Origin of the sequence: Nocardia sp. NPDC051570 (assembly GCF_044454005.1) — a bacterium.
GTDB lineage: Bacteria > Actinomycetota > Actinomycetes > Mycobacteriales > Mycobacteriaceae > Nocardia.
On sequence record NZ_JBITDI010000014.1, the window covers coordinates 105,548 to 132,180 of the forward strand.

At 68.2% G+C, this 26,633-nt stretch carries 23 protein-coding genes; 3 read left to right on the forward strand and 20 right to left on the reverse strand.

Annotated features, from left to right (window positions below; all coding sequences use genetic code 11):
- Positions 1 to 52 precede the first annotated feature (52 nt).
- Together ACIA76_RS30770 and ACIA76_RS30775 are read right to left on the reverse strand one after the other, a co-directional pair.
- Positions 53 to 565 carry a hypothetical protein gene (locus ACIA76_RS30770; RefSeq protein WP_397156807.1) on the reverse strand — a complete coding sequence of 171 codons (513 nt, stop codon included), beginning with the start codon at positions 563 to 565 and terminating at the stop codon, positions 53 to 55.
- A gap of 101 nt (positions 566 to 666) precedes the next feature.
- Positions 667 to 2,055: a DNA polymerase IV gene (locus ACIA76_RS30775; protein WP_397157006.1), complete on the reverse strand. Its 1,389-nt coding sequence runs from the start codon at positions 2,053 to 2,055 to the stop codon at positions 667 to 669.
- Between the two features lie 269 nt (positions 2,056 to 2,324).
- On the opposite strand from ACIA76_RS30775, the gene ACIA76_RS30780 reads away from it, so the two are divergent.
- Positions 2,325 to 3,224 carry a UTP--glucose-1-phosphate uridylyltransferase gene (locus tag ACIA76_RS30780; RefSeq protein ID WP_397156809.1) on the forward strand — a complete coding sequence of 300 codons (900 nt, stop codon included), beginning with the start codon at positions 2,325 to 2,327 and terminating at the stop codon, positions 3,222 to 3,224.
- On the opposite strand, the gene ACIA76_RS30785 is transcribed toward ACIA76_RS30780, so the two are convergent.
- Positions 3,200 to 3,634: a MarR family winged helix-turn-helix transcriptional regulator gene (locus tag ACIA76_RS30785; protein WP_397156811.1), complete on the reverse strand. Its 435-nt coding sequence runs from the start codon at positions 3,632 to 3,634 to the stop codon at positions 3,200 to 3,202. The two genes, ACIA76_RS30780 and ACIA76_RS30785, sit on opposite strands and share 25 nt — an antisense overlap.
- A 76-nt stretch (positions 3,635 to 3,710) precedes the next feature.
- On the opposite strand from ACIA76_RS30785, the gene ACIA76_RS30790 reads away from it, so the two are divergent.
- Complete coding sequence (locus tag ACIA76_RS30790; RefSeq protein ID WP_397156813.1) at positions 3,711 to 4,784, forward strand: hypothetical protein; 1,074 nt, start codon at positions 3,711 to 3,713, stop codon at positions 4,782 to 4,784.
- An 8-nt stretch (positions 4,785 to 4,792) separates the two neighbouring features.
- Here the strand turns inward: ACIA76_RS30790 and ACIA76_RS30795 are convergent, their stop codons facing one another.
- From ACIA76_RS30795 to pruA, 3 genes are all read right to left on the reverse strand, one after another.
- On the reverse strand, positions 4,793 to 5,278 hold the full coding sequence (locus ACIA76_RS30795; RefSeq protein ID WP_397156815.1) for an NlpC/P60 family protein: 486 nt from the start codon (positions 5,276 to 5,278) through the stop codon (positions 4,793 to 4,795).
- Between the two features lie 550 nt (positions 5,279 to 5,828).
- Positions 5,829 to 6,803 carry a proline dehydrogenase family protein gene (locus ACIA76_RS30800; RefSeq protein WP_397156817.1) on the reverse strand — a complete coding sequence of 325 codons (975 nt, stop codon included), beginning with the start codon at positions 6,801 to 6,803 and terminating at the stop codon, positions 5,829 to 5,831.
- A 2-nt stretch (positions 6,804 to 6,805) separates the two neighbouring features.
- The gene (gene pruA, locus ACIA76_RS30805) at positions 6,806 to 8,479 is read right to left on the reverse strand and encodes an L-glutamate gamma-semialdehyde dehydrogenase (protein ID WP_397156818.1); all 1,674 of its coding nucleotides are present in this window, start codon (positions 8,477 to 8,479) and stop codon (positions 6,806 to 6,808) included.
- Positions 8,480 to 8,567: 88 nt separating this feature from the next.
- Between pruA and ACIA76_RS30810 the strand changes: the two genes are divergently transcribed.
- On the forward strand, positions 8,568 to 10,223 hold the full coding sequence (locus tag ACIA76_RS30810) for a PucR family transcriptional regulator (RefSeq protein WP_397156820.1): 1,656 nt from the start codon (positions 8,568 to 8,570) through the stop codon (positions 10,221 to 10,223).
- A 142-nt stretch (positions 10,224 to 10,365) separates the two neighbouring features.
- On the opposite strand, the gene ileS is transcribed toward ACIA76_RS30810, so the two are convergent.
- The 14 genes from ileS to murD all read right to left on the reverse strand — a co-directional run bounded on the left by ileS (position 10,366) and on the right by murD (position 26,612).
- Positions 10,366 to 13,518: an isoleucine--tRNA ligase gene (gene ileS, locus ACIA76_RS30815; protein ID WP_397156826.1), complete on the reverse strand. Its 3,153-nt coding sequence runs from the start codon at positions 13,516 to 13,518 to the stop codon at positions 10,366 to 10,368.
- A 258-nt stretch (positions 13,519 to 13,776) separates the two neighbouring features.
- On the reverse strand, positions 13,777 to 14,136 hold the full coding sequence (locus ACIA76_RS30820) for a hypothetical protein (protein ID WP_397156828.1): 360 nt from the start codon (positions 14,134 to 14,136) through the stop codon (positions 13,777 to 13,779).
- 110 nt (positions 14,137 to 14,246) lie between these two features.
- Complete coding sequence (locus ACIA76_RS30825; RefSeq protein WP_397156830.1) at positions 14,247 to 15,083, reverse strand: DivIVA domain-containing protein; 837 nt, start codon at positions 15,081 to 15,083, stop codon at positions 14,247 to 14,249.
- 72 nt (positions 15,084 to 15,155) lie between these two features.
- Positions 15,156 to 15,458 (reverse strand): YggT family protein, encoded by a 303-nt coding sequence (locus tag ACIA76_RS30830; protein ID WP_062505179.1) that lies wholly within the window; start codon positions 15,456 to 15,458, stop codon positions 15,156 to 15,158.
- A gap of 127 nt (positions 15,459 to 15,585) precedes the next feature.
- Positions 15,586 to 16,365 carry a cell division protein SepF gene (locus tag ACIA76_RS30835; RefSeq protein WP_397156832.1) on the reverse strand — a complete coding sequence of 260 codons (780 nt, stop codon included), beginning with the start codon at positions 16,363 to 16,365 and terminating at the stop codon, positions 15,586 to 15,588.
- The gene (locus tag ACIA76_RS30840) at positions 16,362 to 16,526 is read right to left on the reverse strand and encodes a hypothetical protein (protein WP_397156833.1); all 165 of its coding nucleotides are present in this window, start codon (positions 16,524 to 16,526) and stop codon (positions 16,362 to 16,364) included. The genes ACIA76_RS30835 and ACIA76_RS30840 overlap by 4 nt, the downstream gene beginning before the upstream one ends.
- Before the next feature lie 108 nt (positions 16,527 to 16,634).
- On the reverse strand, positions 16,635 to 17,384 hold the full coding sequence (locus tag ACIA76_RS30845) for a YggS family pyridoxal phosphate-dependent enzyme (protein WP_397156835.1): 750 nt from the start codon (positions 17,382 to 17,384) through the stop codon (positions 16,635 to 16,637).
- A 94-nt stretch (positions 17,385 to 17,478) separates the two neighbouring features.
- On the reverse strand, positions 17,479 to 18,213 hold the full coding sequence (gene pgeF / locus ACIA76_RS30850) for a peptidoglycan editing factor PgeF (protein WP_397156837.1): 735 nt from the start codon (positions 18,211 to 18,213) through the stop codon (positions 17,479 to 17,481).
- 377 nt (positions 18,214 to 18,590) lie between these two features.
- Positions 18,591 to 19,814 carry a cell division protein FtsZ gene (gene ftsZ / locus ACIA76_RS30855; protein WP_397156839.1) on the reverse strand — a complete coding sequence of 408 codons (1,224 nt, stop codon included), beginning with the start codon at positions 19,812 to 19,814 and terminating at the stop codon, positions 18,591 to 18,593.
- Between the two features lie 341 nt (positions 19,815 to 20,155).
- Positions 20,156 to 20,977, reverse strand: a complete 822-nt coding sequence (locus tag ACIA76_RS30860; protein ID WP_397156841.1) for a cell division protein FtsQ/DivIB — start codon at positions 20,975 to 20,977, stop codon at positions 20,156 to 20,158.
- Between the two features lie 28 nt (positions 20,978 to 21,005).
- Positions 21,006 to 22,514 (reverse strand): UDP-N-acetylmuramate--L-alanine ligase, encoded by a 1,509-nt coding sequence (gene murC / locus ACIA76_RS30865; RefSeq protein WP_397156843.1) that lies wholly within the window; start codon positions 22,512 to 22,514, stop codon positions 21,006 to 21,008.
- Positions 22,511 to 23,683 carry an undecaprenyldiphospho-muramoylpentapeptide beta-N-acetylglucosaminyltransferase gene (murG, locus tag ACIA76_RS30870; RefSeq protein ID WP_397156845.1) on the reverse strand — a complete coding sequence of 391 codons (1,173 nt, stop codon included), beginning with the start codon at positions 23,681 to 23,683 and terminating at the stop codon, positions 22,511 to 22,513. Before murG ends, murC begins: the two co-directional genes overlap by 4 nt.
- Positions 23,680 to 25,167, reverse strand: a complete 1,488-nt coding sequence (ftsW, locus tag ACIA76_RS30875; RefSeq protein ID WP_397156847.1) for a putative lipid II flippase FtsW — start codon at positions 25,165 to 25,167, stop codon at positions 23,680 to 23,682. The genes murG and ftsW overlap by 4 nt, the downstream gene beginning before the upstream one ends.
- Entirely contained in the window at positions 25,164 to 26,612 is a 1,449-nt protein-coding gene (gene murD / locus ACIA76_RS30880) for a UDP-N-acetylmuramoyl-L-alanine--D-glutamate ligase (protein WP_397156849.1), read from the reverse strand. The genes ftsW and murD overlap by 4 nt, the downstream gene beginning before the upstream one ends.
- Positions 26,613 to 26,633: the final 21 nt, after the last annotated feature.

Sequence of the window (26,633 nt, forward strand, 5' to 3'; positions counted from 1 at the left end):
TCCAGCCGGCATCCGATTCGTCGGATACCGGCCGGAATGTCTAGGAGATCGCTCAGCTGCAGGCGGGCGAGGTCTGGCCCAGATTCTGCAGACCGGCGCAGGCCCAGCTCTTCTGCAGCTTCCACTTGCCGTCCTGCGCGATGAACGGCACATCGGCCTCGGTGGGGGCGGCGCCGTTGACGGAGAAGTTCACCTTCGCCGTCAGTTGGTCCAGCAGCGCGGAAACGCTGATGACATCGATCTTGGCGTTGTTCTGCTGGTAGGCGGTGACCAGCTTCTTGATCATGTCCGGATCCTTCGCCAGCGAGGCCTCGCCGTCCTCGAGGTACTGGACCTTCTGCGCGTCGGGCACATTCGGATCCAGCGTCTGCTGCAGTTCCGTGTTCAGCTCCGCGACGGTCGGAGTCGGCGGCACATTGGCGACCGAGGTGGCGACCGCACTGGTCGTCTTACTGGCCTTGCTGCCGTTCCCGTTCTTGTCGCCGCTACCGCACGCCGACATCCCGAGCGCCGCCACAACGGCCAGGGTGGCGACCGCGATACGTCCAGTCGTCTGAAGCTTCAATGCTCGTCCTTTGCGTTCGAGTTGGTCTGGTTCCGTGCACGTGACAGCGACCACCAGGGCCGGCAGCGCCGCACGAGTGGCCTCACGCTACCCGCCGAAATTCAACGAAGACTAAGGAGCGGGTCGGCCGGGGAGAGATCGATATCGTCGGCGGCAAACGTATACGCCGGACCCGGCCCTGTCGAGCGTGTCTCGAACCGGATCGTGACGCGTCCGTGCCCGCTGCCCTGCACCCAGCCGTGGCCGTGTTCGCGATGGGACACATCGCGGCCCGGATACCAGAACGCGGTGGTGTAGGAGCGGGTCGCGGGCGGAACCGGCGCCTGCGGACCCGCGGGGGCGGGTTCGGCGATCGCCAGAGTGGGCTCGGGCGTGACGAATTCGTCGAGCGTGTCGAGCGGACCCGGACCGCGTTCGGCGGGGCCGGGCGCGCGCCGGGCCGCGAGATCCTGATCCAGTTCCGGGAACAGCGACTCCTGGCGCACCGTGGACAATCCGCCGAAACCCACCCCCACCAACCGAATCGAGCCCAGCTCCTCCGGATCGATCGCCGAGCGCAGCGCCGCGGCGGTGAGTGTGGCCGGATCCTCGGTCGCGTACGGCAGCGTGAACGACCGTGTCACGATGCTCATATCGGCCTTGCGCAACTTCAGCACCACCGTGCGCGCGGCCCGCCCGTCGCGGACCAGCCGCCGATGCGCGTGCGCCGCCATCTCCTCGATGGCCGCCCGCAGCTGGGCGAGGGTGAGAATATCGCTCTCGTAGGTGGTTTCGGCGCTGATCTGCTTGGCCTCGGCGCGCTCGGCGACCGGGCGGTCGTCGATGCCGCGGGCCAGCCGGTGCAGGGCCGCGCCCACGGCGCCGCCCAGCAACGACATCGCCTCCTGTTCGGGCAGCGCGGCGAAGGCGCCGACCGTCTCGATGCCCACCGAGCGCAGCCGCCCCTCGGCCACCGGCCCGATCCCCCACAGCTTGCGCACCGGCAACGCGGCCAGCAGCGTCTGCTGATCGACCGGTGAGATCACCCGCACCCCATCGGGTTTGGCCAGGCCCGAGGCGATCTTGGCCAACTGCTTACCGGTGCCCGCGCCGACCGAGGCGACCAATCCGGTGCGCTCGCGCACCAGCATCCGCAGCCGCTCGCAGAATTCGAGCACCCGCCCGGCGCTCGCCCCGACCAGTTCGGCGGGCTCGCCGAAGGCCTCGTCGAACGACAGCGTCTCGAGCACCGGGATAGCCGAACGCAGCGTGTCGAACACCTGCCCGCTGACCTCGCCGTAGACGACCCCGCGCGGCGGGACGACGACCGCGGTGACCCCCACCAACCGGCGAGCCATATGCATCGGCATGGCCGACCGCGCGCCGAACACCCGCGATTCGTAGCTGGCCCCCGCGACCACCCCGCGCGCGCCCATGCCGCCGACCAGCACCGGGCGACCGCGCAGCGTCGGCCTGGTCAGCTGTTCGACCGAGGCGAAGAACGCGTCCATATCGATATGCAACACCCAACGCCGGGCGGTGACCGTGAGGTCGGAGACCCCGATCGGCACATCAGTGCTAATTGCTGCGTAATTGCTGTTGAATTCCTGGGTATCCGAACCCGTCACCGCCCGCGAGGCACTACCCTGGCCTACCCCGTTAAACGCCTCGTGACCTGGCCAAAACCGTGGCGTAGCCGAGGCGGGTTCGAGGTTCATGCACCGAAATCTACGCTCGCCTACTGACAAATCCGCCCGGACGAGTATGTGATGATCGCTCCATGACTATCCGCAAGGCCGTGATCCCAGCCGCGGGCATCGGTTCTCGCCTGCTGCCGCTGACCAAGGCCATCCCGAAGGAGATGCTGCCGGTCGGCGACAAACCGGTGATCGAGCACACCGTGCGCGAGCTGGTCGCCTCGGGTATCACCGACATCACGATCGTGGTCAGCGCCGGTAAGTCTCTGATCCAGGACCACTTCCGGCCCAATCCGGCGCTGGTGGCGCAGCTGCGCTCCGACGGCAAGACCGCCTACGCCGACGCCGTCGAGGAGGTCGGCGAGCTGGGCCGCCTGGGTCATATCAGCTACCTGGACCAGCACGGCCCCTACGGCAACGGCACCCCGGTGCTCAACGCCGCCCGCAACCTGGGCGACGAGCCGATGCTGGTGCTCTGGCCCGACGACGTGTTCGTCGCCGAGATCCCGCGCGCCCAGCAGCTCATCGACGCCTACAACAAGACCAAGGCCCCGGTGCTGGCGCTCATGCCGATGGATCCGGCCGACTCCCAGCGCTACGGCGTGCCGGTCGTGCGCGAGACCCTCGAGGACGGGCTGCTGCGCATCGGCGGCCTGCGCGAGAAGCCGAAGCAGGAGGACGCCCCGTCCGCCTATGCCGCTATCGGCGGCTACGTGGTCACCCCGGGCATCGTCGAGGAGCTGCGCAAGCAGGTGGCCGACTGGTACACCCATCGCACCGGCGAGGTGTATCTGACCGATGCCATCAACACCTTCGCCGACTCGAATGCCGTATACGGACAGGTGATTCGTGGCCGCTGGTACGACACGGGCAATCCGGCCGACTATCTGACCGCCCAGTTCGCCTCGGCGCTGGCGCATTCGTCCTACGGTCCGCTGCTGCGCCAGCTGGTCGCCAATCAGGAACCGTCGGACGCGTTGTAACGCACCAGATAGGCGGCGAGCCGGTCGATATCGCGATCGTCCCAATCCTGGAAGCGTTCGGCGAATGCGCGTCCGCGGGCGCGCTGGGCCGCCCGGGCCACGCGCCTGCCCTCGGTGGTGGCCCGCAGAATGTGGTTGCGGCGGTTGGCGGGATCGACCTCCCGGGCGAGATAGCCCTCGCGCTCGAGCGCCGCGACCTGCCTGCTCACCGTGGACTTGTCCAGCAGGAAGTGGCACGCCAGCTCGGTGGCCAGGCAGCCGTCCCGATCGATGACCAGATCCAGGATGCTCGCCGCGACCAGCGACAGCTCCGGATGTAGCTCCGCGGCGCGGCCCCGGGCTCGCCGGGCGAAGGCGGTCAGCTCGCGCTGAATGGTCTGGATCGCCACGGTCCGCGTGGTGAGGGTCATTGTTGCATAGTACAACGATCAAGTTGTAGAGTACAACCATTGATAGTTGTATTTACCAACCCTTGGAGTGGATCGTATGGCCCCTCATCAGCTTCGGCATCTCGCCGGACATCTCCTGACCCCGCTGCTGATGTGCGCCGGTATGGCATTGGCGTATCTGGGCGCGTTCCACCACCCCGAGCCCAACCATCTGAAGGTGGCGGTCGTGGGCGAGACCGCGCAGGTGAAGGTGCTCGCACAGACGATGAAGGACACCGCGGGCGATCGGCTCGAGGTCATCACCCTGGCCGACCGCGACGCGGCGGTGGCACGGCTGCGCGACCGCGATCTGGCGGGGGCATACGTGCCCGACGCGCGGCAGCCGGAACTGCTGGTGGCCAAGGCGAATTCGGATACCACGGCGATGGCCGTGCAGGCGGTGTTCGGCCGCATCACCACCGAGCAGAATGTGCCGCTGCGGACCACCGATATCACCACCCTGCCCGCCGGGGATCCGACCGGTCAGGGGATCTTCTTCCTGCTGGTGGCGTTGAGCATCGGCTCCTACGGCAGCGTCGCGGCGATCGGCGCGGCCGGGGCCGGCTCGAGCATGACGATCCGGGTGCTGTGCGGACTGGTGACCTCACTGCTGGTCAGCATCATCGGAATCGTCACGGCCGGACCGGTTTTCGGCGTCGTCGACCACGACTACGCGCAGATCTGGGCGATGGGCTGGCTGTATTCGGCGGGCATCCTGCTGATCGGCATCGGCGCGCACACCTTCCTGAAGCGGTGGACGACGCTGACGATGATGGTGCTGTTCGTGATGCTGAACTTCACCACCTCCGGCGGCATCTACCGGCCCGAATTGCAGAACGGGTTCTTCGGTACGCTGCATTCCTTCTGGAACGGCGCGGGATTCGTCGAGGGCGCCCGCAGCCTGCTCTACTTCGACGGCGCGGCCGGATTCGGCGGGCGGATCGCGAGCCTGGCGCTGTGGTTCGCGGCCGGGCTGGCGCTGGTTGCGATCGCGGGACTGACCGAACATCGGCGGGCCGTCGCGAATGCTCCCGCGGAGCACGGGCGGCATGCGGCCGAGTCGGCTCCCGAGAGCGAATCGACGCCGTCCGAGGCCGCCGAGGAGGAGATGGAAGAGGCTGTGGGAGTGTAGAAGTCGGTTCAGAAGAATCGGCGGATCGCGTAGATGTGGAACTGGCTCAACGGAGTCGCGACCACGCCCACCCCGTAGTCGTAGGCGTTGAGTAGCAGTCCGCCGCCCGCGTAGATGCCCTCATGCGACCCGTCGGGGTTCACGATGACCACATCGCCGGGCATGAGGGCGAAGAACGGGACCGCGCTACCGGCGCGCGCCTGCTGCCAGGTGGTGCGCGGCAGCAGGATGCCGACCTGACGAAATGCCCACTGCACCAGGCCCGAACAGTCGTATGAGTGCGGTCCGACCGCGCCCCATTGATAGGGCTTACCGGTCTGCGAGGTCGCCACGCTCAGCGCGGCCATCGCCCGCGGGCTCGCCATCGGCATACTCGCGAGACCGTCGGCGCTGAGCGAGGCCGATCCGGTCCCCGAACCGGAACTGCTGCCGCTGATGAAGCCGACATCGGCCGCCGCGGGAGCGGCGAGCGCCGAGACGACCAGAATTCCCATGACCCCGGTCCGCAGGAACCGGGCACCTCCGCCGTGCAGTGTTGTCACTTTGCGCTCGCCCTCCGGTCGCGTAACACCACCGCGATGGGCAGGCCCGGCTACCGCGAAACACCTCCGGACTTACCTGGTGGTGCGGGTGTCACAGCTGGGTCGATCCGTACAACACAAAGCTCAACTAGACAGTGATAGTTTTTGAGCATAACTCCGCATCGAGCAGAGTGTGGCGAAAATCGCAGACCCCCGGCCCGGCGAAACGGGCTCGCCGTGCTCGGCGGGCGCGACTAGGTGGCGTCACTATTGGGCGTCGCGCCCGCCGAGCATCGGTTTCGCATTCCCGCGGTCAGCGACCGCGGGAAGTTCGAGACAGTGACCCGGCTCCCCCCTCGCGGGAGCCGGCCCGCGCAGTGGGCCCTGTCACTGTCATGGAGATAACAGTACCACTAATCTGCCGTTGGACAACGGCACGATGAACAACGGTCCGATGTTTTGCCGCGCTCGGCGAGAACGCCCAGGTGGCGTCACAAGGGGGGCACGCCCGCCGAGCCGCGGCTCACTTCCCCGGTACAGCCGACCGGAGGAAGAACATGAGGTTGGCCGGGCGCTCGGCGAGTCGCCTGACGAAGTAGCCGTACCACTGATCGCCGAAGGGCACATAGACCCGCAGATGCTGGCCCATACCCACCAGCCGATCCTGTTCGGCGGGCCGGATGCCGTAGAGCATCTGGAATTCGAAGTCCTCGCGCCCGCGCGGCACCGACGTCGCCAGCAGCGCGGCCGCCTCGATCATGGCCGGATCGTGCGTGGCCACCATCGGATATCCCTTGCCCTGCATGAGGATTCGCAGGCAGCGCAGATAGGAGGCGTCCACCTCGCGCTTGCGGCGGAACGCCACCGTCTCCGGTTCGTTGTAGGCGCCCTTGCACAACCGGATCCGCGCGCCCTCCTGCGCGAAGGCCCGGCAGTCGTCCTCGGTGCGACGCAGATACGCCTGCAGCACGGTGCCGACCGTCTCGGGGTGATCGCGGCGCAGTTCGCGCACGATCGACAGGCTGGAGTCGGTGGTGGTGTGATCCTCGGCGTCGAAAGTGACCCAGACACCGGCGTTTTCGGCCGCCTCGACGACCTTGCGCGCGTTGTTCAGCGCCACCGCGTGGCCGTCGCCGGGCAGCGCCTGCCCGAACGCCGACAGCTTCACCGACACCTCCACCGATCGCGCTCGCTCCGCCTCGGAGCCGACCGGCAACTGGGCCAGTGCATCGATCAGTTCCAGATACTCGTCCACCACCCGCTGGGCCTGCGCCGGATCGACGGTGTCCTCGCCCAGATAGTCGATGGTGACGAATCTATTGTGCGCCAAGAGCTCTCGAATCGCATCCAGAGCGGTCGCTCGGTTCTCCCCGGCCACGAACCGTTCGACGATGCGCTTGGTCACCGGCATGCGGGTGAGGCTGCGCTCGGCGCGCGGGGAGCGCGCGGCGGCCAACAGTGCCGGGCGCAGCGGATTGGTCAGGACCATCATGCTCATCGCTACTGCCCCTCTCCCTCGGGCCCCGGCACGCTCTCGGCGGGGGCCTGATGCGGATATTCGTGGGTCGTGGGGGCGACGAAGGTTTCCTTGATCGACCGGGGCGAGGTCCAGCGCAGCAGATTCAGCGGCGAGCCCGCCTTGTCGTTGGTGCCCGAGGCGCGCGAGCCGCCGAACGGCTGCTGCCCGACCACCGCGCCGGTGGGCTTGTCGTTGACGTAGAAGTTGCCCGCGGCGAAACGCAGTGCGGTACTTGCCTTGTCGACGGCGGTGCGATCGTTCGCCAGTACCGCGCCGGTCAGTCCGTAGGTGGAACCGGAATCGACCAGCTTGAGCACATCCTCGAAGGCGTGCGGACGGGCGTCGTCGTAGACGTGCAGCGACAGCAGTGGGCCGAAGTATTCGGTGCGGAACGCCTCATCGGTCGGATCGTCGCCGACCAGCAGGGTCGGGGCGACGAAGTAGCCGACGCTGTCGTCGTAGGTCCCGCCGGTCGCCACGGTCAGGCTGCCGGTGGCCTTGGCCCGCTCGATCGCGTCGACATTGCGATCGAAGGCGCGCCGATCGATCACGGCCCCACCGAAATTCGCGAAATCGGTGACATCGCCGTAGGTCAGCGAGCCGATGCGGTCGATCAGCTCATCGCCGATGCGCGACCACAGCGATTTCGGCACGAACGCCCGCGAGGCGGCCGAGCACTTCTGGCCCTGATACTCGTAGGCGCCGCGGACCAGCGCGGTGACCAGCACCTCCGGATCGGCCGACGGATGGGCCAGCACGAAGTCCTTGCCGCCGGTCTCACCGACCAGCCGCGGATAGGTGCGGTAGCGATCGATGCGGTTGCCGACCTCGCGCCACAGGTGCTGGAAGGTGCGGGTGGAGCCGGTGAAGTGGATGCCCGCCAGGCGCGGATCGGCCAGCAGGACATCGGAGACCTCGGGGCCGTGGCCGTGCACGAGGTTGATCACGCCCGGCGGCAGTCCGGCGGCCTCGAGCAGGCGCATGGTGTGATACGCGGCGACGGCCTGGGTGGGCGAGGGCTTCCAGACCACCGTATTGCCCATCAAAGCCGGTGCGGTGGGCAGATTTCCGGCGATCGCGGTGAAGTTGAACGGGGTGATCGCGTAGACGAAACCCTCGAGCGGGCGGTAGTCGGTGCGATTCCACACCCCGGGGCTGGAGATCGGCTGCCCCGCCAGCAGTTCGCGGGCGAAATGCACGTTGAAGCGCCAGAAGTCGACCAGTTCGCAGGGCGCGTCGATCTCGGCCTGCTGCGCCGACTTGGACTGGCCCAGCATCGTCGCGGCGGCGATGGTTTCGCGCCAGGGTCCGGCCAGCAGATCGGCGGCGCGCAGGAAGACCGCGGCGCGCTCGTCGAAAGGCAGTGCGCGCCAAGCGGCTCCGGCCTTCACCGCGGTATCGACCGCGTCCTGCACATCGCCGGCCTCGGCGACGCTGAAGGTGCCGAGCACGGCCGCGTGCTTATGCGGCTGGACCACATCGACGCGGGCGCCGGTGCCGGCGCGGTGCTCACCGTCGATGACGTGGGACAGCTCGATGGGATTGTCCGCCAGCTCGCGCAGCGCGGCCTGCAGCCGGGCGCGCTCCGGGGTGCCGGGCGCATACGAGTTGACGGGTTCGTTGGACGGTGCGGGAACCGTGGTGATCGCGTCCATAAGGAGCAATAAACCGTATCGGACATTCCGGGCCGTTGTCCGAGCGGACGAATTGCGTGGGTGGATTTCGTCCGATTGAATGAAGAGTGTGAACCGCTTCATACCGCTTTCGGAGCTGCTATCGGCGCTGACCAGCGCCGTTGTCACGCTGCTCGACGCGCCCGCGAGCGAGGAAGTGATCGTCGATTCCGTCGCGTTCATGGATGTGGACGATCTGGCCATGGATATGCCGCCGGGGCGGGCGCTGCCGGAGGTGTATCTGCAGGTCGGCGTCGACGACGAGGATGCGACGCGCTGGCTGCGCGATCTGGGCGAGCGCTGCCCGCCCGAACATCGGCCGAGGGTGGTGTTCTCCAAGGGCGCCTCCACGCGGCTGCGTGCCGCGGCGCGCGACGCCGGGATCGCGGTGGTCGCGGTGCATCCGCATGCGCGGTGGGAGATGGTGCATTCGCTGACCGGGCGGATCATCGACGACGGCGCCGGGCCGCGCACGGTGGAGTCGATGCCCGCGGTGGATACCGATCTGTTCGGATTGGCGCAGTCGGTGGCGGAGTCCACGCGCGGGCTGGTGAGCATCGAGGACGATCAGTCCCGGCTGCTGGCCTATTCGGCCGACAGCACGGCCTCGGCCGATGTGGTGCGGCGGGCGTCGGTGCTCGGGCGGCAGGGCCCGGCCGGATATCTGCACTGGCTGCAGCGCGAGGGGGTATTCGATCGGCTGCGCAATACCGTTGACGTGGTGGAGGTTCCGGCGAATCCGGAGTGGGAGACGCGGCGGCGCATCGCGATCGGCATCCGGGAGCCGGGCCGACGCGGCGGAGGCGGGCGCACCTGGCTGGGGACCATCTGGGTGCAGGAGGGCACCGAACCGCTCGACGGTGACAGCGCCCGGGTGCTGCGCGGCGCGGCTTCCATTGCGGCACGGGTGATCTGGCGTGCCCGCAATGCCCCCACCACGGACGCACTGCTGATCCAGCGACTGTTCGGGGCGCACGGCGGCGAGGTCGACATCCCGATCTTCGCCGAAACCTTCGCCATGGCCGCCGCCGGCCGCGCGGCGGTGGTCGGCTTCGCCCCGCACGCCGCGGGCGCACCGGACGAGGAGACGCTGCACCGCGGCACGGTCACACTTCGCCTGCACGCCAGCGCCTTTCGCCAGGACTGCGTGACGACCCGGATCGGCGATCGCCTGTATGTGCTGTTCCCCGAACATCATTCGGTGGACCGGGTGGCCTCGTGGACCCGGCAGGTGATCGGCCAGCTGTCCGACCGCTCCGGCCTGGATCTGCGCGCCGCCATCGCCGCGCCGGTGGACGGACTGGCCGATGTGGCCCGCGCCCGCGCCGAGGTCGACCGAGTGCTCGACCGCACCGCCACGCTCGCCGACGGCGAACGGGTCACCACACTGGCCAGTTCGCGCACGACGGTACTGCTCGCCGAGATCCTCACCCTCGTCGGCGACCATCCCGAACTGCGCGACCCCCGCCTGAACACCCTCATCGACTACGACGAGAAGTACTCCGCCGAACTACGCCTGAGCCTCGAGTCCTACCTCATCCACCGAGGCGACGTCCGCACCGCCGCCACCCACCTACGCATCCACCCCAACACCCTGCGCTACCGAATCCGCCGCGCCACCCAACTCATGGGCCTGGACCTCGACTCCCCCGCCGACCGCCTCCTCCTGGAGGTCCAGCTGGCGGTGTTCAGTCAATCCGAATCCCCTGTGCCCCGGACTGTTTGACCCTGCGAATCCAACCGGTCAGGCAGCATCGTGGGCGGTGACCCAACGACTGTGCGCCATCTCAGAGTTCCTCCTTCCCAACGGTCCGGACGAACGTATCCGCCCTGTTGCCCGGCCGCCGGGCCGGGCAACAGGGGTGAGCTCACGCCTTGGTGACCGAGGCTCGCACGCCGCCTACGACGTCGGCGGCCGACGGGCCCGCTTCGCCGAAGGTGAGGGTGGTGGCGAGGACCTCGCCCGCGATCAGGTCGCGGTGGGTTTCGGCCCAGGCGAGTTTGTCGGCGGGGACCTGCAGGGTGAGGGTGATGCGGTCGGAGACGTCCAGGCCCAGGGACTTTCGGGTTTCCTGGAGGTCGCGGATGAGGTCTCGGGCCCAGCCCTCGGCCTCGAGTTCCTCGGTGACGACCGAATTGAGGACCACCAGGCCGGCGTTGCCGGGCAGGGCGGCCGTCGACTCCGGTTCCGCGGCGACCAGACGCTGGGTGTACTCCTCGGGGAGCAGATCGATCCCGGCGGCGCTGACCACGCCCTCGGGGGTTTCGGTCCACTCGCCGGCCTTGACCGCCTTGATCACCGTCTGCACGGCCTTGCCCAGGCGCGGGCCCGCGGCGCGGGCGTTGACGACCAGTTCGAAGCGGCCGTGCGCGGCGACGTCGGCGGTCAGGTCGACCCGCTTGACGTTGACCTCGTCGGCGACCAGATCCACGAAGGGCGACAGGCGTTCCGCGGCGGGGGCGGCGATGGTCACCTCCGACAGCGGCAGCCGCACCCGCAGGTTCTGGGCCTTGCGCAGGCTCAGGACCGTCGAGCAGACCGTGCGGACCTCGTCCATCGCCGAGACCAGCTCCGGATCCTGCGGCAGCTCGGCCGCGCCCGGCCAGTCGGCCAGATGCACCGAGCGGCCGCCGGTCAGCCCGCGCCAGATCACCTCGCTGATCAGCGGGAGCAGTGGGGCCGACAGGCGGGTCGTCACCTCGAGCACCGTATGCAGGGTGTCGATGGCGTCGCGATCCTCGTCCCAGAAGCGCGAACGCGACCGGCGCACATACCAATTGGTGAGCGCGTCGGCGAAGGTGCGCAGCTGGTCACAGGCCGTGGCGATGTCGTAGACCTCGAGCGCCTCGGTGATCACATCGCGGGTCTCGCGCAGCTTGGCCAGGATGTAGCGGTCCAGCACATGCGGCGAATCCGTGCGCCACACACCGGGTTTCGACGCGTACAGCTGCAGGAACGTCCACGCGTTCCACAGCGGCCGCAGCGCATGGCTGACACCCTCGCGGATGCCGCGCTCGGTGACGATGAGGTTGCCCCCGCGCAGGATCGGCGACGCCATCAGGAACCACCGCATGGCATCGGAACCATCGCGGTCGAACACCTCGTTGACATCGGGATAGTTGCCCTTGGACTTGGACATCTTCAGTCCGTCGTCGCCGAGCACGATGCCGTGCGCGACAGCCGATTTGAACGCCGGGCGGTCGAACAGCGCGGTCGAGAGCACGTGCAGGTTGTAGAACCAGCCCTTGGTCTGACCGTTGTACTCGACGATGAAATCGCCCGGGCTGTGCGCCACCTGATCGCCGGTGCCCTCGAACCACTCCTTGTTCTCGAACGGGTAGTGCACCTGGGCATAGGGCATCGACCCGGATTCGAACCAGCAGTCCAGCACCTCGGGCACGCGGCGCATCATCGACTTGCCGGTCGGATCATCGGGATTGGGCCGCACCAGCTCATCGATCACCGGACGGTGCAGATCGCTGGGCCGCACACCGAAATCGTGCTCGAGCTGATCCAGCGAGCCGTACACGTCCACGCGCGGATACGCCGGATCGTCGGATACCCACACCGGGATCGGCGCGCCCCAGTAGCGGTTTCGGCTGATGTTCCAGTCGCGCGCGTTCTCCAGCCACTTACCGAACTGGCCGTCGCGGATATGCTCCGGCACCCAGGTGATCTGCCGATTCAGCTCCACCGCCCGATCGCGGAACTTGGTGACCGCGACGAACCAGGACGGCACCGCCATGTAGATCAGCGGCTGACCCGACCGCCAGCTGTGCGGATAGGAGTGCTCGATGGTCTCGTGCCGCACCAGCTTTCCGGCGGCCTTGAGATCCTTGCTGATGACCGGATTGGCGTCGAAGATCATCAGACCCTCGTACGGCGGCACCATCGAGGTGAACTTGCCGCCCGCGTCGAGCGGCTGCACGACCTCGATGCCGTTGGCGGTGGCCACATCCATATCCTCCTCACCGAACGCCGGTGCGAGGTGCACGACGCCGGTGCCGGAGTCGGTGGTCACATAGTCGGCCTCGAGCACCCGATGGGAGTTCGGGTGGCCGAGGAAGAAGTCGAACGGCGGGCGGTAGTGCAGGCCGACCAGCGCCGCGCCCGCATGCTCGGACAGGATCCGGGGCTCGTCGCCGAGTTCGCGCGCGTAGTGCGAAACCCGTTCCGCGGCGAGCAGATAGCGTTTACCGTCCTTACCCTCGAGATGCACGTAGGTGATGTCGGGATGCACGGCGATCGCGAGGTTGGACGGCACCGTCCAGGGCGTGGTGGTCCAGATCAGCGCGTTCGCACCGTCGAGCGCGTGCAGCGGATGATCCGCGGGCACCGCCAGGGTCATATCGACGGTGACCGCCGGATCCTGACGCATCCGGTAGGCGTCGTCGAGGCGCGCCTCCTGGTTGGACAGCGGCGTCTGCTCGTACCAGCTGTAGGGCAGCACCCGGAAGCCCTGGTAGATGAGCCCCTTGTCGTAGAGCGACTTGAAGGCCCACATCACCGACTCCATGAAGTTCGGGTCGAGGGTCTTGTAGTCGTTGTCGAAGTCCACCCAGCGGGCCTGCCGCGTGACATACGCGCGCCACTCATTGGTGTAGCGCAGCACCGAGGATTTGCACGCGGCATTGAATTCCGCGAGGCCCATCGCATCGATCTGTGATTTGTCCGTGATACCGAGCTGCTTCTCGGCTTCGATTTCCGCGGGCAGGCCGTGAGTGTCCCAGCCGAATCGCCGTTCGACCTTCTTGCCCCGCATCGTCTGGAATCGTGGGATCAAATCCTTGACGTATCCAGTGAGCAGATGCCCGTAATGCGGCAATCCGTTGGCGAAGGGCGGTCCGTCGTAGAAGACGAACTCCTCGGCGCCGGAACGGTTCTCGATGCTGGCTCGGAAGGTGTCGTCGGCGGCCCAGTAGTCCAGGACGCGCCGCTCGAGCCGGGGGAACGACACCTGGCCGCCTTCACCCAGATCCACGCGTGGGTAGGCGCTGCGGGTGGCTGCTTCGTCCGCCATGTCGGCCGTGGTCTCCTCGTGCCTGTGCGCCGCGCTCGGCGCATCCCGTGGGCACGGGGACGACCTCGGCGCCGGTGCGCCGAAACCGCGGTACCACCCCGCTTGTCCGAATCTCGGACCACTTCGTTGCGAGCTGTGACGGGCTCACCCGTTCGGTTCTACTGAGCGCCGCTGCGACGCCGTTCTTCCGAAGGCTCCCCGGTGATGGCCGGATCAGTGCCGTTGCTTCAGGTTTGATTGTAGCCGCGGCGGGCAAACCTATTGTCGGCCCCGGTGTTCGCCGGGGTAACGAGTGGATTCGCCCGGGTACCCGGCGGAATACCGCGGGACATCGCCCACGGCCCGCCCGGATTCGCCGGGGCGACGCGTGGGACCGCCCGAATGTCTGGTGGTGTCACCGGGATGGCGAGTGGGGGTCGCGCGCTTGGCATGCCGACCGGGGCGTGACTGCGTATCGTCGGTCGCATCGCGCATCGAGAGCGCACTCACCAGCAGCAGAACCGCGCCGGCGACACAGACGACGATGCAGCCCCAGGCCCACACCACCGATCCGGTGGTCAATGCGGTCACCAGTAGGGCAAAGCCGATCGCGGCCAAGACAAGCGTCAGAACGAGCATGGTCACCCCCTAGACGGGCCAGGTGGCTCGACAAGACTTCCGACCACACAACTGCGCTGCCGCACGAAGGTGACGGCCGCGGCGATACTCGAGACTACGTGCCTTCGAGACTACTTGCCGCCCTTGGCGAACGAGGCGGGGGCATGGTTGTGGTTGGCCACGGCGCCCTCGAATGCGTCGCCGCCGTCGACCGGTACCGCGGAACCGCGGTTCTCCAGCTCCTCGAGCTGCGATTCCAGGTAGGACTTCAGCCGCACCCGGTACTCGCGTTCGAAGGTCTTGAGCTGCTCGATCCGGCTCTCCAGCACGCTGCGCTGCTGGGTGATGGTCGCCATGATCTCGGTGTGCTTGCGCTCGGCGTCGGCCTGCAGGGCGTCGGCCTTCTCCTTGGCCTGGCGCAGCTGGTTGTCCGAGCGGTTCTGCGCGTCCGACAGCAGGGCCTCGGCCTTCTGCCGGGCCTCGCCGACCATGCCCTCGGAACGGGTGCGGGCATCGCTGACCAGACGCTCGGAGTTGGCGCGGGCGTTGGCCAGCAGTTGCTCGGCCTCGGTCTTGGCATCGCTGGTGAGCCGGTCGGCCATCTCCTGGGCCAGGCTGAGCACCTTGGCGGCCTGCAGATTCGCGTCCGCTCCGGCCGAATCCTTCGGCGGGATCGGGGCGGCGGGCATCGGGGCCGGGGGCGCCACGGGGATGGGCTTGGGCGGCTCGGGCTGCGGCGGAGCCGGTTTCACGGCCTGCGGCGCCGGGCGGACCTTCTTCGCCTCTGCCAGTTCGGCATCCAGCTCGGCAACCCGCTGGCGAAGGTCGGCATTCTCTTCGATGAGGCGTGAGAGTTCCTGCTCGACCAGGTCGAGGAAGGCGTCGACTTCATCCTCGTTGTAGCCGCGCTTCCCGATCGGCGGTTTGCTGAACGCGACGTTGTGCACATCGGCTGGGGTCAGCGGCATGGAAGGATCCCTTCACGCTTCGTACGGAGATCTAGCATCAGATCTAGCAAGCTATTCTTCACGCCCATTCTGTCACACCGGGCCTACCGGCTGCCCGAGCCTGCTCGTGATCGTCATCAAGATGAAGACGATGAAAAGAAGCACCATAATCGACAGATCGAGGCGAATTCCACCCAAGTTCACGGGAGGTATCAATCGCCTCAGGAGTTTCACCGGAGGATCGGTGATCGTGAAGATCACCTCGAGGATCACCACGACGACACCCCGGGGATGCCAGTCCCGGGCGAAGCTGCGGATGAACTCGACGATGACTCGGCTGATCAGCAACAGCCAGAAGAGGAACAGGAGTACGTACAGCACCTTGAACAAGGCCACGTCTCTACTCTGCCTCAGATTCGGTGTCCTGCAAACTCCCCGCGCCGTCCAGCACAGCGGTACTCCCCCCGCTCATGGCGTGTCGACCCGGTCGGCCGACCACATCCGTCACCCCCGGTGAAACGTCCTATTTCTGGTTGTAGAAACCGTTTTCGGCGATCCGTCGACGTTCCTCCGCCGATACGTCGACATCGGCCGGTGAGAGCAGGAACACCTTCGTCGCGACCTTGTCGAACGAGCCGCGCAGCGCGAACGCCAGGCCCGCGGCGAAGTCGACGAGCCTGCGCGCGTCGGCGTTGCTCATCTCGACCAGGTCCATGATCACCGGGGTGCCGTCGCGGAAGCGCTCGCCGATGATGGCGGCCTCGGCATAGGTGCGCGGACGCAGCGTGGTGATCTTGGACAAGGGCCCTCCGTCCTCGAAGACCGGCGCGCGCCGCGGCGCCGGCTCGAAGCGGGTCCGCTCTTCCACCCGCCGCTCTTCCAATCTGCGCTCGACCTCGGGGTCCACCGCCAGCGCGCCGTGCGTGGTACCGCGGACCATCGGGGGTGTACCCAGTCCGCGGGAGCGGCCCGAGGGGGCCGAGTCGATGCGGGTGGGGCGGCGCGGCGGCTCGTACCGGTCGTCGGCATAGGAGTCGTCGCCGTAGTCCTCGCGGCGGGCGACGGTGTATCCGGGCTGGTAGGGAGCCTTGTAGGTGGGCTCGGGATAGCCGGGCTCGTCGTCGTAGCGCTCGTCGGTGAAACGGGACCGACCGGTGGGCTCGTATCGCGGCTCGGCATAGTCCCTGGTTCGGCGCGAACGCTCCTCCACACCCCGGGGTCCGCGGTCGTCGACGTAATCGTCTTCGTATTCCTCGAGCGGAACCATGCCGAAGTACGCCTTGAACCTGTGCAGCGTGCTCATGCTTCCACCTCGCTGACGCTCGGCTCCAGCACGAGCACGCTCGTGGCTGCGCTTTCTCCCCGCTCGCTGCGCTCGCTCATCGCCTCCACCTCGCTGACGCTCGGCTCCAGCACGAGCACGCTCGTGGCTGCGCTCTTTCCCCGCTCGCTGCGCTCGCTCATCCTGGTCGACCTTCCTACGGCACCCGGCTGGCCTGGGGTGTTGAAGTCCTGCTCAGTCCTCGTCCGCCACAAGCATATGTTTCGAATGTGACTGATGAGGTTTGTTTGCTATCCCGAGGTTATCGGTCGAGCGCCCATCAAGGCAGTACCGACACGCACGCAGGTGGAACCGTGTCGAATGGCCGTCTCCAAATCTCCCGACATACCGGCCGAAAGCTCCCCTGCCCCGGGATGATCGGCCAGTAGCCGGGCGTGCAGCTGTGCCAGGCGGGCGAATTCCGGCTCCGGATCGGTGTCCAGCGGGGGGATTGCCATCAGGCCTGCCAGCCGCAGATTCTCCGATTCGGCGATTCGGTCGGCGAGCTGTGGTAGATCCGCCGGGGCGACACCGCCGCGACCCGGGTCGCGATCCAGGCTGACCTGGAGCAATACCCGCACCGGCGTGTCGCGCTCACCGGCCTCGCGCGCCGCGGCCACACCCGCGTCCAAAGCATTTGCTAGACGTTCGCTGTCGACCGAGTGAACGGTGTTCGCCCAGCGGGCCACGGACTTGGCCTTGTTTCGCTGCAGCCGCCCGATCATATGCCAGCGTATCTGGGACAGGTGTCCCAAAGTGGCCACTTTCCCGGCGGCCTCCTGCTCGCGCGATTCGCCGAATTCCCGGCGGCCCAGCCCATAGAGGATCTCGATATCCGAGGCCGGAAAGAACTTCGTGACCGGAAGCAACTGTACGGCGGCCGGATCCCGGCCCGCGGCCCGGCAGGCGGCCTCGATCCGGGACAACAGACCGGTCAGCGCACTGGACAGTTCCGCGGTGCGGATTGATTCCGCTGCGGCGGTGCCGGATTCGGCGGTCATAGGAGAACTCCCTGAAATGCGAAACTCATCACGAATACGCCAGAATGCGCGAAATCGGCGAATTGCCGGTGCCCGAACGCGAATCTCGGGAAGATCACGCGGCCGAACCTTCGGAATCCATCCAGATGACACTGGCGAGTCGACCGGTCGGCGCGCCGCGGCGATGACTGAACAACGTCTTGTCCTCGATGGTGCAGCGCGGGTCGACGGCCACCCCGCTCACCCCGGCCGCCTCGAGCTGGCGGCGGATACCCGCGCGCAGGTCCAGGGCGGGCGTGCCCTTGGCCGTGGTGGTCGCGCTGCCCGGCAGATGGGCCTCCACATCGTCGCGCATGGCGGCGGGCACCTCATAGCTCCGCCCGCCCGCGGCCGGACCCAGGAAGGCGCCGATGCGTTCGGGCCGGGCACCGACGGAGATCATCGCCTCGAGCACCCGGGGCACGATCCCGATGCGCGCGCCCACCCGCCCGGCGTGCACCGCCGCGATCACACCCGCCTCGTCGTCGGACAGCAGAATCGGCACGCAGTCCGCGGTCAGCACCACCAGAGCCAGATTCGGCACGGTGGTGACGAGCGCATCGGTCACCGGCACCGGCTCCTCACGCGGCCCGTCCACGATGGCCACCGACCGCCCGTGCACCTGCTCCATCCACACCAGCCGCCCGGCCGCCAACCCGATCCCCTCGGCCAGCCGTAACCGATTGCGCCGCACCGCCTCCGGATCATCGCCGACATGGTCCCCGAGATTGAACGAGTCATAAGGCGCTTTAGAAGACCCACCCGCCCTAGTAGTAGTGACTCGCCGCACGCGAACCGAAGTAACCGTCATACCCCCGAGGTTAATAGCCTCCCGGAGGCACCCCCACCACTCTCACCTCGCGACCACCCCCGAACGCCGCACCCTTTCCCGCGCTTCGCACCCGCTGTAACCGCCCACAAGGGGTGCGAAGGCCCCGAAAGGGTGCGGCGTTGGGGTCTACTCGCCGCACCCTCTCTCGCGCTTCGCACCCGCTATAGCCGCCCACAAGGGGTGCGAAGGCCCCGAAAGGGTGCGGCGTTGGGGCTACTCGCACTTCGCACCCCTTCTCGCGCTTCGCACCCGCTATGGCCGCCCACAGTGGGTGCGAAGTGCGGGAGAGGGTGCGAAGTTCAGGGGCATACGGAAGCACCCGCTCCGGGGGAGCGGGTGCTTGGGGGGTGGGTGGGTCAGCGGCGCATGAAGGACGGCACGTCGACGTCGTCGTCGGAGTCCTCGTCGGGGGGCTGGATGTGGGAGCGGCTGTTGGTGTTGATCGTGGGCTCGGTGGGGGTGCGGGGCTGGCCGTAGTTCGGGGCCGGGCCGCGTTCGACCGCAGTCGCCGGGGCGGGCTGGGCCGATTCGGTGGGGCGGGGTTCGGGGGCCGGAGTTGTGGTGGTGCGGCCCAGTTCGCCGGTGCGGGATGTACCGAGACCGGGATTCGCCCGTTCGATGCGGCGGGCGGGGGTGCCGCCGTCGAATCCGGCGGCGATGACCGTGACGCGCACCTCGTCGCCGAGCGAATCGTCGATGACCGTGCCGAAGATGATGTTGGCCTCGATATGCGCGGCCTCCTGCACCAGCGAGGCGGCCTCGTTGATCTCGAACAGGCCGAGGTCCGAACCGCCCGCGATCGACAGCAGCACGCCGTGGGCGCCGTCCATGGACGCCTCGAGCAGCGGCGAATTGATCGCCGACTCGGCCGCTTTCACCGAACGGCCCTCACCGCGCGCCGAGCCGATACCCATCAGCGCCGATCCGGCGCCGGACATCACGCTCTTGACGTCGGCGAAGTCGACGTTGATCAGACCCGGCGTGGTGATCAGATCGGTGATGCCCTGAACACCGTTGAGCAGCACCTCATCCGCCGAACGGAAGGCGTCCATCAGGCTCACGGCCGCATCGCCGAGCTGCAGCAGCCGATCGTTCGGGATCACGATCAGCGTGTCGCAGGACTCGCGCAGGCCCTGGATGCCCGCCTCGGCCTGGTTGCTGCGGCGCTTGCCCTCGAAGGAGAACGGCCGCGTCACCACACCTATGGTCAGCGCGCCCAGTTTGCGGGCGATACTGGCGACCACGGGCGCACCACCGGTTCCGGTGCCACCGCCCTCGCCGGCGGTCACGAAGACCATATCGGCGCCCTTGAGCACCTCTTCGATCTCGTCCTTGTGGTCCTCGGCGGCCTTGCGGCCCACTTCGGGGTCCGCGCCGGCGCCGAGGCCCCGGGTGAGTTCGCGGCCGACATCGAGTTTGACGTCCGCATCACTCATCAGCAGTGCCTGTGCGTCGGTATTGACCGCGATGAACTCGACTCCCTTGAGTCCCTGTTCGATCATCCGGTTGACGGCATTCACGCCGCCGCCGCCGATACCGACGACCTTGATCACGGCAAGGTAGTTATGCGGGGGCGTCATGGGCTCTCGCCTTCCTTAGATCTAAAGTCTGTCGTTTCGGATTCTCGGCAGAGCGCCTGGTGGGGTGAGTAAACCCGGGCTTTCGCCCGGACAAACCCTGAACCTCAACCATAGGGTTAGCGTTATGTCAAGTATCCGACTGTTGCGGAACGCTATTCGCACCGGCCGCAATAGGCGCGCAGGCGCGCCGAAACGAGCGACAGAATCTTGTGTGATCCGTCTCGTCCGAGCCCGCCCCGAATCGTATCGCGAACGGCCGTCCCCGGTGCGGGGAATCGTTCCTCTGCACCCTCGGCCGATTCGGTGAGCACCGAAAACGCCGTGGGCACAACGGGTGTCACTTACCTTACCGTCACCAGATCCGGACTCGAAACGTCGAATACCGTTCCGGGACGGGTCAGCACGGGTAGCACGACCGCCGCCTTGCGCCCGGAATCACCCGGACCACCCCACACTACTGTGCGTCCGTCGGTCAGGGTCAGAGCGATATCCGAAACCGTCCGCGCCACAACCTCTCCCACCTGCGGTCGCAGGGCCGCGGGCACGGAGGCCAGGACCGCGACGGCCGCGCGGGTGACCGGATCGTTACTGCCCGGATGATCGGTGGTGAGTTTCGGCACCCCCGGGGGCGGCGGCTCGATGGCGAATTCGACGCTATCGCCGTCGAGCAGATGCGCGCCCTCCGGACCGTCGAAGAACAGCACCGGTGTCCGCTCGTCGACGGTCACCCGGACCGTCGCCGGAAACACCCGCTGCACCCGCGCCGAGCGCACCTTCGGCAACCCGGCCACGCGCTGGGCGACCGCATCGGTGTCGATGCGCAGCATGGAGATGCCCTCCGGAATCCGCAGCACCTCGCGCACCTGCTCCTCGGGCACCGCACGCAGCCCCCGGATCTCGACCGTGCGCACCGACAACACCGGAGTGAACCATGCCACGCCCGCCACCAGCACCAGCACCACCACAACGATCAACGACCACAGCGCGATTCGCCGCCGCAGCGCCGGGGGATGCGTCTCATCCCGACGGGTACGCCGGAATCGCCCCCGCCCGTGGGACTTCCGGGCCGCGCCGCGACCCTGTGCGGAGCGAACGTCGGAATCGTCGACCTCGACGTCGACCGACTCGTCGGCGCGATGCCCCTGTCCCCCACGGATTCTCATACCGACCGCTCACTCCGGTGCAGCACACTCACCTCCCGACCGGCGGGCGGACCCGCAGACCGTCCAGGATCTGGCCGCCGAGCATGGTGACGTCGCCCGCGCCCATGATGATCACCACATCGCCCGGGCGGGCCAGGCCCGCGACCTGGCGGCCCACCCGGGACATATCCGGTTGGTAGTGCACGGGTTTGGTGACGGACTGGGCGACCAGGGCGCCGTTGACGCCGGGCAGCGGCTTCTCGCGGGCGCCGTAGACATCGAGCACGACGACCTCATCGGCCAGCGACAGTGCGGTGCCGAACTCGGTGGCGAAAGCGGCTGTGCGGCTGTACAAGTGGGGCTGGAACACCACGATCACCCGGCCCTGGCGCGAGCGCGCCCCGTCGGCCGCCTCCTGGCGGACCAGTTCGGCGGCGGCCCCGAGCACGGCCGTCACCTCGGTCGGGTGGTGGGCGTAATCGTCGAACACCCGCACGCCGTTCTCGCGGCCGACGAACTGGAACCGGCGATGTACGCCGCCGAAACCCTCCAGGCCCTGCAGGATCTCGTCCAGATCCGCCCCGGCGTCGCGCGCGGCCAGCAGCGCGCCGAGCGCGTTGAGCGCCATATGCCGCCCGGGCACCGACAGCCGCAGCGTGCGCGGCCCGGACTCGTCGGTCAGCTGCAGCGTGACCACCCCGCCGACATCGCGCGGGGTCCAGGCCAGCAACCGAACCCCGACCGGGACCGGCGCGTCGGCCAGTTCGCCCGAGCCGTAGCCCAGTACGCGAATATCCAGTTCCCCAGCCGCGATTCGGTCCGCCACCCGCTGCGCGAGCGCCCGTGAACCCGGATCGTCCAGGCATACCACCAGCAGTCCGCCCGGCGTCAGCCGCGCCGCGAAATCGTCGAAGACCTGGACATAGGCCTCGACCGAACCGTAGAAGTCCAGATGATCGGATTCGATATTGGTGACGACCGCGACATCCGGATCGTATTGCAGCAGCGAACCATCGGATTCGTCCGCCTCGGCGACGAAGTAGTCGCCGGTGCCGTGATGGGCGTTGGTGCCCGCCTCGTTGAGTTCACCGCCGACGGCGAAGGACGGATCGAATCCGCAATGCTGCAGCGAGACCACCAGCATCGAGGTGGTCGAGGTCTTGCCGTGTGTGCCCGACACCAGCAGTGTGCGATGGCCGCGCATGAGTTCGGCCAGCACCGCCGGGCGCAGCAGCACCGGCACACCGCGCCGATTCGCCTCCACCAGTTCGGGATTGGTCTTCGGGATCGCGGCATAGGTCGTGACCACGGCGGTGGGCCCACCGGGCAGCAGATCCAGCGCAGAGGCGTCGTGCCCGATGCGGACCTGGGCGCCCCGGGCGCGCAGTGCCAGCACCCCGCGGCTCTCCTTGGCATCGGAACCCGATACCGCGCCGCCGCGCGAGAGCAGAATGCGCGCGATGCCCGACATCCCGGCCCCGCCGATGCCGATCATATGCACCCGCCGCAACAGCGGTGGCAGCTCCGAATGCCCGCGCGGCTCGTTCGTTCCCGTCATCGGCCAGCCACCTCCACCACGATCCGCGCCACCTCGTCGGCGGCGTCCCGATGCCCCGCACCCGCCGCGGCCGTCCCCATGGCCGACAGTCGCGATGGGTCGGTGAGCAGCGGAATCACCTTATCGATCACATACTTCGGAGTCAGTTCCGCATCCGGCACGATCGTGCCGCCACCCTTGGCCACGATCGGGCGGGCGTTGAGCTCCTGTTCGCCGTTACCGTGCGGCAGCGGCACATAGAAGGCGGGCAGCCCGACCGCGGACACCTCGGCCACGGTCATCGCGCCCGAGCGGCATACGGCCGCATCGGCCGCGGCGTAGGCCAGATCCATCCGCGAGAGATACGGCACCGCCACATATCTCGCCGCGCCGTCGGGATCCACCCCGGAGGTCTCAACGGTGTTCTTCGGTCCGTGCGCGTGCAGTACCGACACACCGGCCGCCGTCAGCTGCGCCGCAGCCGCGGAGACCGCCTCGTTGAGCCGCCGCGCGCCCTGCGAACCGCCGAACACCAGCAGGACCGGACCGTCGGCGGGCAGGCCGAAATGCTTCCGCGCCTGGGCCCGCAGGCCCGCCCGGTCCAGCGTCGAAATCGCCTCGCGCACCGGAATTCCCACCAGTTCCGCCTCGGCACGGCCGCGCGCGTGCACGCCCGAATCCGGCACGGCCGCCAGCACCCGCGCGGCGCGCCGCGCGCCGACCTTGTTGGCGATACCGGCCTTCGCATTCGCCTCGTGCACCACCACCGGCACCGCGCGCCGCCCCCGCAAGCCACGACCCGCGGCCAGATAGGCGGGCAGCGCCACATAGCCGCCGAAGCCGACGATCACATCGGCCTGAACCGTATCGATCACCTCGCGCGCCCGCGTCATCGACGCCCGCACCCGGCCGGGCAACCGCAGCAGATCCGCGGACGGCTTGCGCGGCAAGGGCACCGGCGGAATCAGTTCCAGCGGATACCCCCGCTCGGGGACCAGCGTGGTCTCCAGGCCGCGCCCGGTGCCCAGTGCGGTGATCCGGATCGATGGATCGAGCCGGCGCAGCGCATCGGCGACTGCCATGGCCGGTTCGATATGTCCGGCCGTGCCGCCGCCGGCGACGATCACCGAAAGCGCCCGTCCCCCGGCCTGTTTCGTGCCTCCGGAGCTGTCGCTTCCGCCGCTCGTCACCTCGGATTACCCCGTTCTCTCGCATGATTGATCGGATACGTCGGCTCCCACGCCCGCGTGGTGCGCCACGACATCGTGCTACGGCTCTCGCCGCGACTCGGATCGCCGCGCCCGGCCGTACCGGCGCGTCGGCGCGCCGAATCCGAATCTATCGACCGCCGCGACGGCGCGTCGCCACCACCCCGCCGTCGGACCGGGGGCAGCTCCCGGCGCGGGGGTGCCGCGCGCAGGCCGCCGCGCGCCCGCGCGGCCTGGGCCTTACTCGGCGAATACACCTCGGGCTTGGGCAGCCGCAGCAGCCTGCTGAAGCGACCGTCCTGTCCGGCATGCAGCGCGGCCACGGCCTCCGGTTCGTGCCGCGCGGCGCTCGCGATGAGCCCGAACATGAACAGCGTGATCGCCAGCGACGAACCGCCCGCCGACACCAGCGGCAGCTGCAGACCGGTCACCGGCAGCAGGCCGACCACATAGCCCATGTTGATCAGCGCCTGTCCGGTCACCCAGACCGTCGCGGTCGCGGTCATCAGGCGCAGGAACGGATCCACCGACCGGCTGGCGATCCGCAGCCCGGTATAGACGAACAGCGCGAAAAGCCCGAGCACCAGGGCACATCCGAGGAAGCCCAGCTCCTCGCCGATGATGGCGAAGATGAAGTCGTTGTGCGCGTTGGGCAGATAGCTCCATTTGGCCCGGCTCTGTCCCAGCCCGCGCCCCCAGATACCGCCGTCGGCCAGCGAGAACAGCGCCTGGCGCGCCTGATAACCGATACCCTGCGGATCCTGACTGGAATCGAAGAACGCGCGCATGCGATCGGAGCGATATCCGGCGGTCAACGCCAGAATGCCCGCGGCCACCGCACCGGACACACCGATCGTCACGAACAGCCGCACCGGCAGCCCGCCGAACCACAGCAGCGCCGCCAGCACCAGGCCGACCGCGATCGTGGTGGACAGGTTGGGCTCCAGCACGATCAGCAGACACACCAGCAGCCCGGCAGGCACCAGCGGCATGAGAATCTCCCGGTAGGAAGACTTCTCGGTCCGCCGCGCCGCCAGCAGATGCGCGCCCCACACGATCAGGGTGACCTTCACGATCTCCGACGGCTGGATCGAGACGAAGCCCAGATCGAACCACCGCCGCGAGCCCTGCACCCGCGATCCGATGCCGGGGATCAGCACCAGCATCAGCGCCAGCACCGAGATCGCGAATACCGGAAACGAGAGCCGCCGCAGCATGCGCAGCGGAATCCGCAGCGCCACATAGAACAGCACCACACCCAGCGCCGCGAACGCCGCCTGCTGGATGAACAGCACATACGCGGATCCGTCGGCCGAATACGCCTCGACGCTCGACGCCGACAGCACCATCACCAGCCCGAGCGTGGTGAGCAGGGTGGCGATGGTGACCACCAGGTGGAAGTCCGCGAACGGGCGCGCGAGCCAGGCACCGAACCAGGTGCCGGAGGGCTTGCGCGCCGATGTCACTGCTGGCTCCCGATATCTCCCTCGTCGAGCGCCTGCACCGCCGCGACGAAACTGCGTCCCCGGTGGGTGTAGTCGGCGAACATGTCCAGCGACGCCGCAGACGGGGCCAGCAGCACCGTGTCACCGCGGCGCGCATATCCGGCGGCGATGCGGACCGCGCGAGCCATCACCGCGTCCGCGCTATCGATCTCGGACGAGAACTCCGCACCCATCCCAGCATCGTCACCCGAACCGAGCTCGACGACGGGGACATCGGGCGCGTGTCGCGCCACTGTCGCGGCGAATACCGATGCGTCCTGGCCCAACAGCACGACCGCCACGAGCCGGTCGGCGATCTCCTCGACCAGATCGTCGATATGCGCGCCCTTGAGCTGACCGCCCGCGATCCAGACCACCTGCTGATGGGCCAGGATCGAGGTGCGGGTGGCGTGCGGATTGGTGGCCTTGGAATCGTCGACGAATTCCACGCCCGACAGTTCGCGCACGAAGGCCGCGCGATGCGGGCCCACCTTGTGCTCCTGTAGGCCCTCCTTGACGAATTGCGGTGCCACGTCGATGGATCGGGTCAGCGCCGCCGCGGCGAGGGCGTCGGCGACACCGGCCGGGCCGGGCGGGCTGATATCGCCCACCTCGGCCAGGATCGCGGCCTTGGTGAAGGCGCGGTCGAGCAGTTTGCCGTCGACCACGCCGAGTTCACCGTCGGCAGGCACGCCGATGCGGAAGCCGACCGTGCGGCGCGCCTTGGACTTTCGCGCCAGCGCCGCGGCCACCGGATCGTCCAGGCCGACCACGCCGACCCGACCGGTCAGCGCGCGCGCCTTCGCGGCGGCGTAGGCGTCCAGGCCACCGTGCCAATCCAGATGATCCTCGGCCACATTCAGCACCACACCCGCCTCCGGGCGCACCGAAGGCGCCCAGTGCAGCTGGAACGACGACAGCTCCACGGCCAGGATCTGCGGACCCGGATTGCGCCGCAGCGCATCCAGGATCGGCAGTCCGATATTGCCGCAGGCGACGCTGGGGATGCCGGCCGCGCGCAGGATGGCGTGCGTCATCTGGGTGGTGGTGGTCTTGCCGTTGGTTCCGGTGATCACCAGCCACTTGCGGACCGGGCCGTACAGGCGCGCCTGATCCACCCACCAGGCGAATTCGACGTCGCCCCAGACCGGAACGCCCTCGGTGACCGCCGAGACCAGTACCGGCGAGTCCGGCCGCCAGCCCGGGCTGGTGATCACCAGCGCGAACCGGTCCAGTGCGCCGGGCTCGAGCAGTTCGTCGCCGGTCGCGGTGACCAGGCCCAGTTCGGCGGCCTCGGCCATCGCCTTCTCACCGGCGTCGGTGACCACCGGACGGGCGCCGATATCGCGGAGCGGCTCGATCAGCGAGCGTCCGGACACCCCCCATCCCGCGACGAGAACGTCACGGCCACGCAGAAATTCGAGCATGGGCCCTGGAGAACGCAAGGC

Bases quoted from the DNA above. Each gene is read 5' to 3' on its own strand.
- ACIA76_RS30775 (WP_397157006.1), bottom strand. From the start codon at position 2,055: ATGGACGCGTTCTTCGCCTCGGTCGAACAGCTGACCAGGCCGACGCTG.
- ACIA76_RS30780 (WP_397156809.1), top strand. From the start codon at position 2,325: ATGACTATCCGCAAGGCCGTGATCCCAGCCGCGGGCATCGGTTCTCGC.
- ACIA76_RS30785 (WP_397156811.1), bottom strand. From the start codon at position 3,634: ATGACCCTCACCACGCGGACCGTGGCGATCCAGACCATTCAGCGCGAG.
- ACIA76_RS30790 (WP_397156813.1), top strand. From the start codon at position 3,711: ATGGCCCCTCATCAGCTTCGGCATCTCGCCGGACATCTCCTGACCCCG.
- ACIA76_RS30795 (WP_397156815.1), bottom strand. From the start codon at position 5,278: ATGGGAATTCTGGTCGTCTCGGCGCTCGCCGCTCCCGCGGCGGCCGAT.
- ACIA76_RS30800 (WP_397156817.1), bottom strand. From the start codon at position 6,803: ATGAGCATGATGGTCCTGACCAATCCGCTGCGCCCGGCACTGTTGGCC.
- pruA (WP_397156818.1), bottom strand. From the start codon at position 8,479: ATGGACGCGATCACCACGGTTCCCGCACCGTCCAACGAACCCGTCAAC.
- ileS (WP_397156826.1), bottom strand. From the start codon at position 13,518: ATGGCGGACGAAGCAGCCACCCGCAGCGCCTACCCACGCGTGGATCTG.
- ACIA76_RS30820 (WP_397156828.1), bottom strand. From the start codon at position 14,136: ATGCTCGTTCTGACGCTTGTCTTGGCCGCGATCGGCTTTGCCCTACTG.
- ACIA76_RS30825 (WP_397156830.1), bottom strand. From the start codon at position 15,083: ATGCCGCTGACCCCAGCCGATGTGCACAACGTCGCGTTCAGCAAACCG.
- ACIA76_RS30835 (WP_397156832.1), bottom strand. From the start codon at position 16,365: ATGAGCACGCTGCACAGGTTCAAGGCGTACTTCGGCATGGTTCCGCTC.
- ACIA76_RS30840 (WP_397156833.1), bottom strand. From the start codon at position 16,526: ATGAGCGAGCGCAGCGAGCGGGGAAAGAGCGCAGCCACGAGCGTGCTC.
- ACIA76_RS30845 (WP_397156835.1), bottom strand. From the start codon at position 17,384: ATGACCGCCGAATCCGGCACCGCCGCAGCGGAATCAATCCGCACCGCG.
- pgeF (WP_397156837.1), bottom strand. From the start codon at position 18,213: ATGACGGTTACTTCGGTTCGCGTGCGGCGAGTCACTACTACTAGGGCG.
- ftsZ (WP_397156839.1), bottom strand. From the start codon at position 19,814: ATGACGCCCCCGCATAACTACCTTGCCGTGATCAAGGTCGTCGGTATC.
- ACIA76_RS30860 (WP_397156841.1), bottom strand. From the start codon at position 20,977: ATGAGAATCCGTGGGGGACAGGGGCATCGCGCCGACGAGTCGGTCGAC.
- murC (WP_397156843.1), bottom strand. From the start codon at position 22,514: ATGACGGGAACGAACGAGCCGCGCGGGCATTCGGAGCTGCCACCGCTG.
- murD (WP_397156849.1), bottom strand. From the start codon at position 26,612: ATGCTCGAATTTCTGCGTGGCCGTGACGTTCTCGTCGCGGGATGGGGG.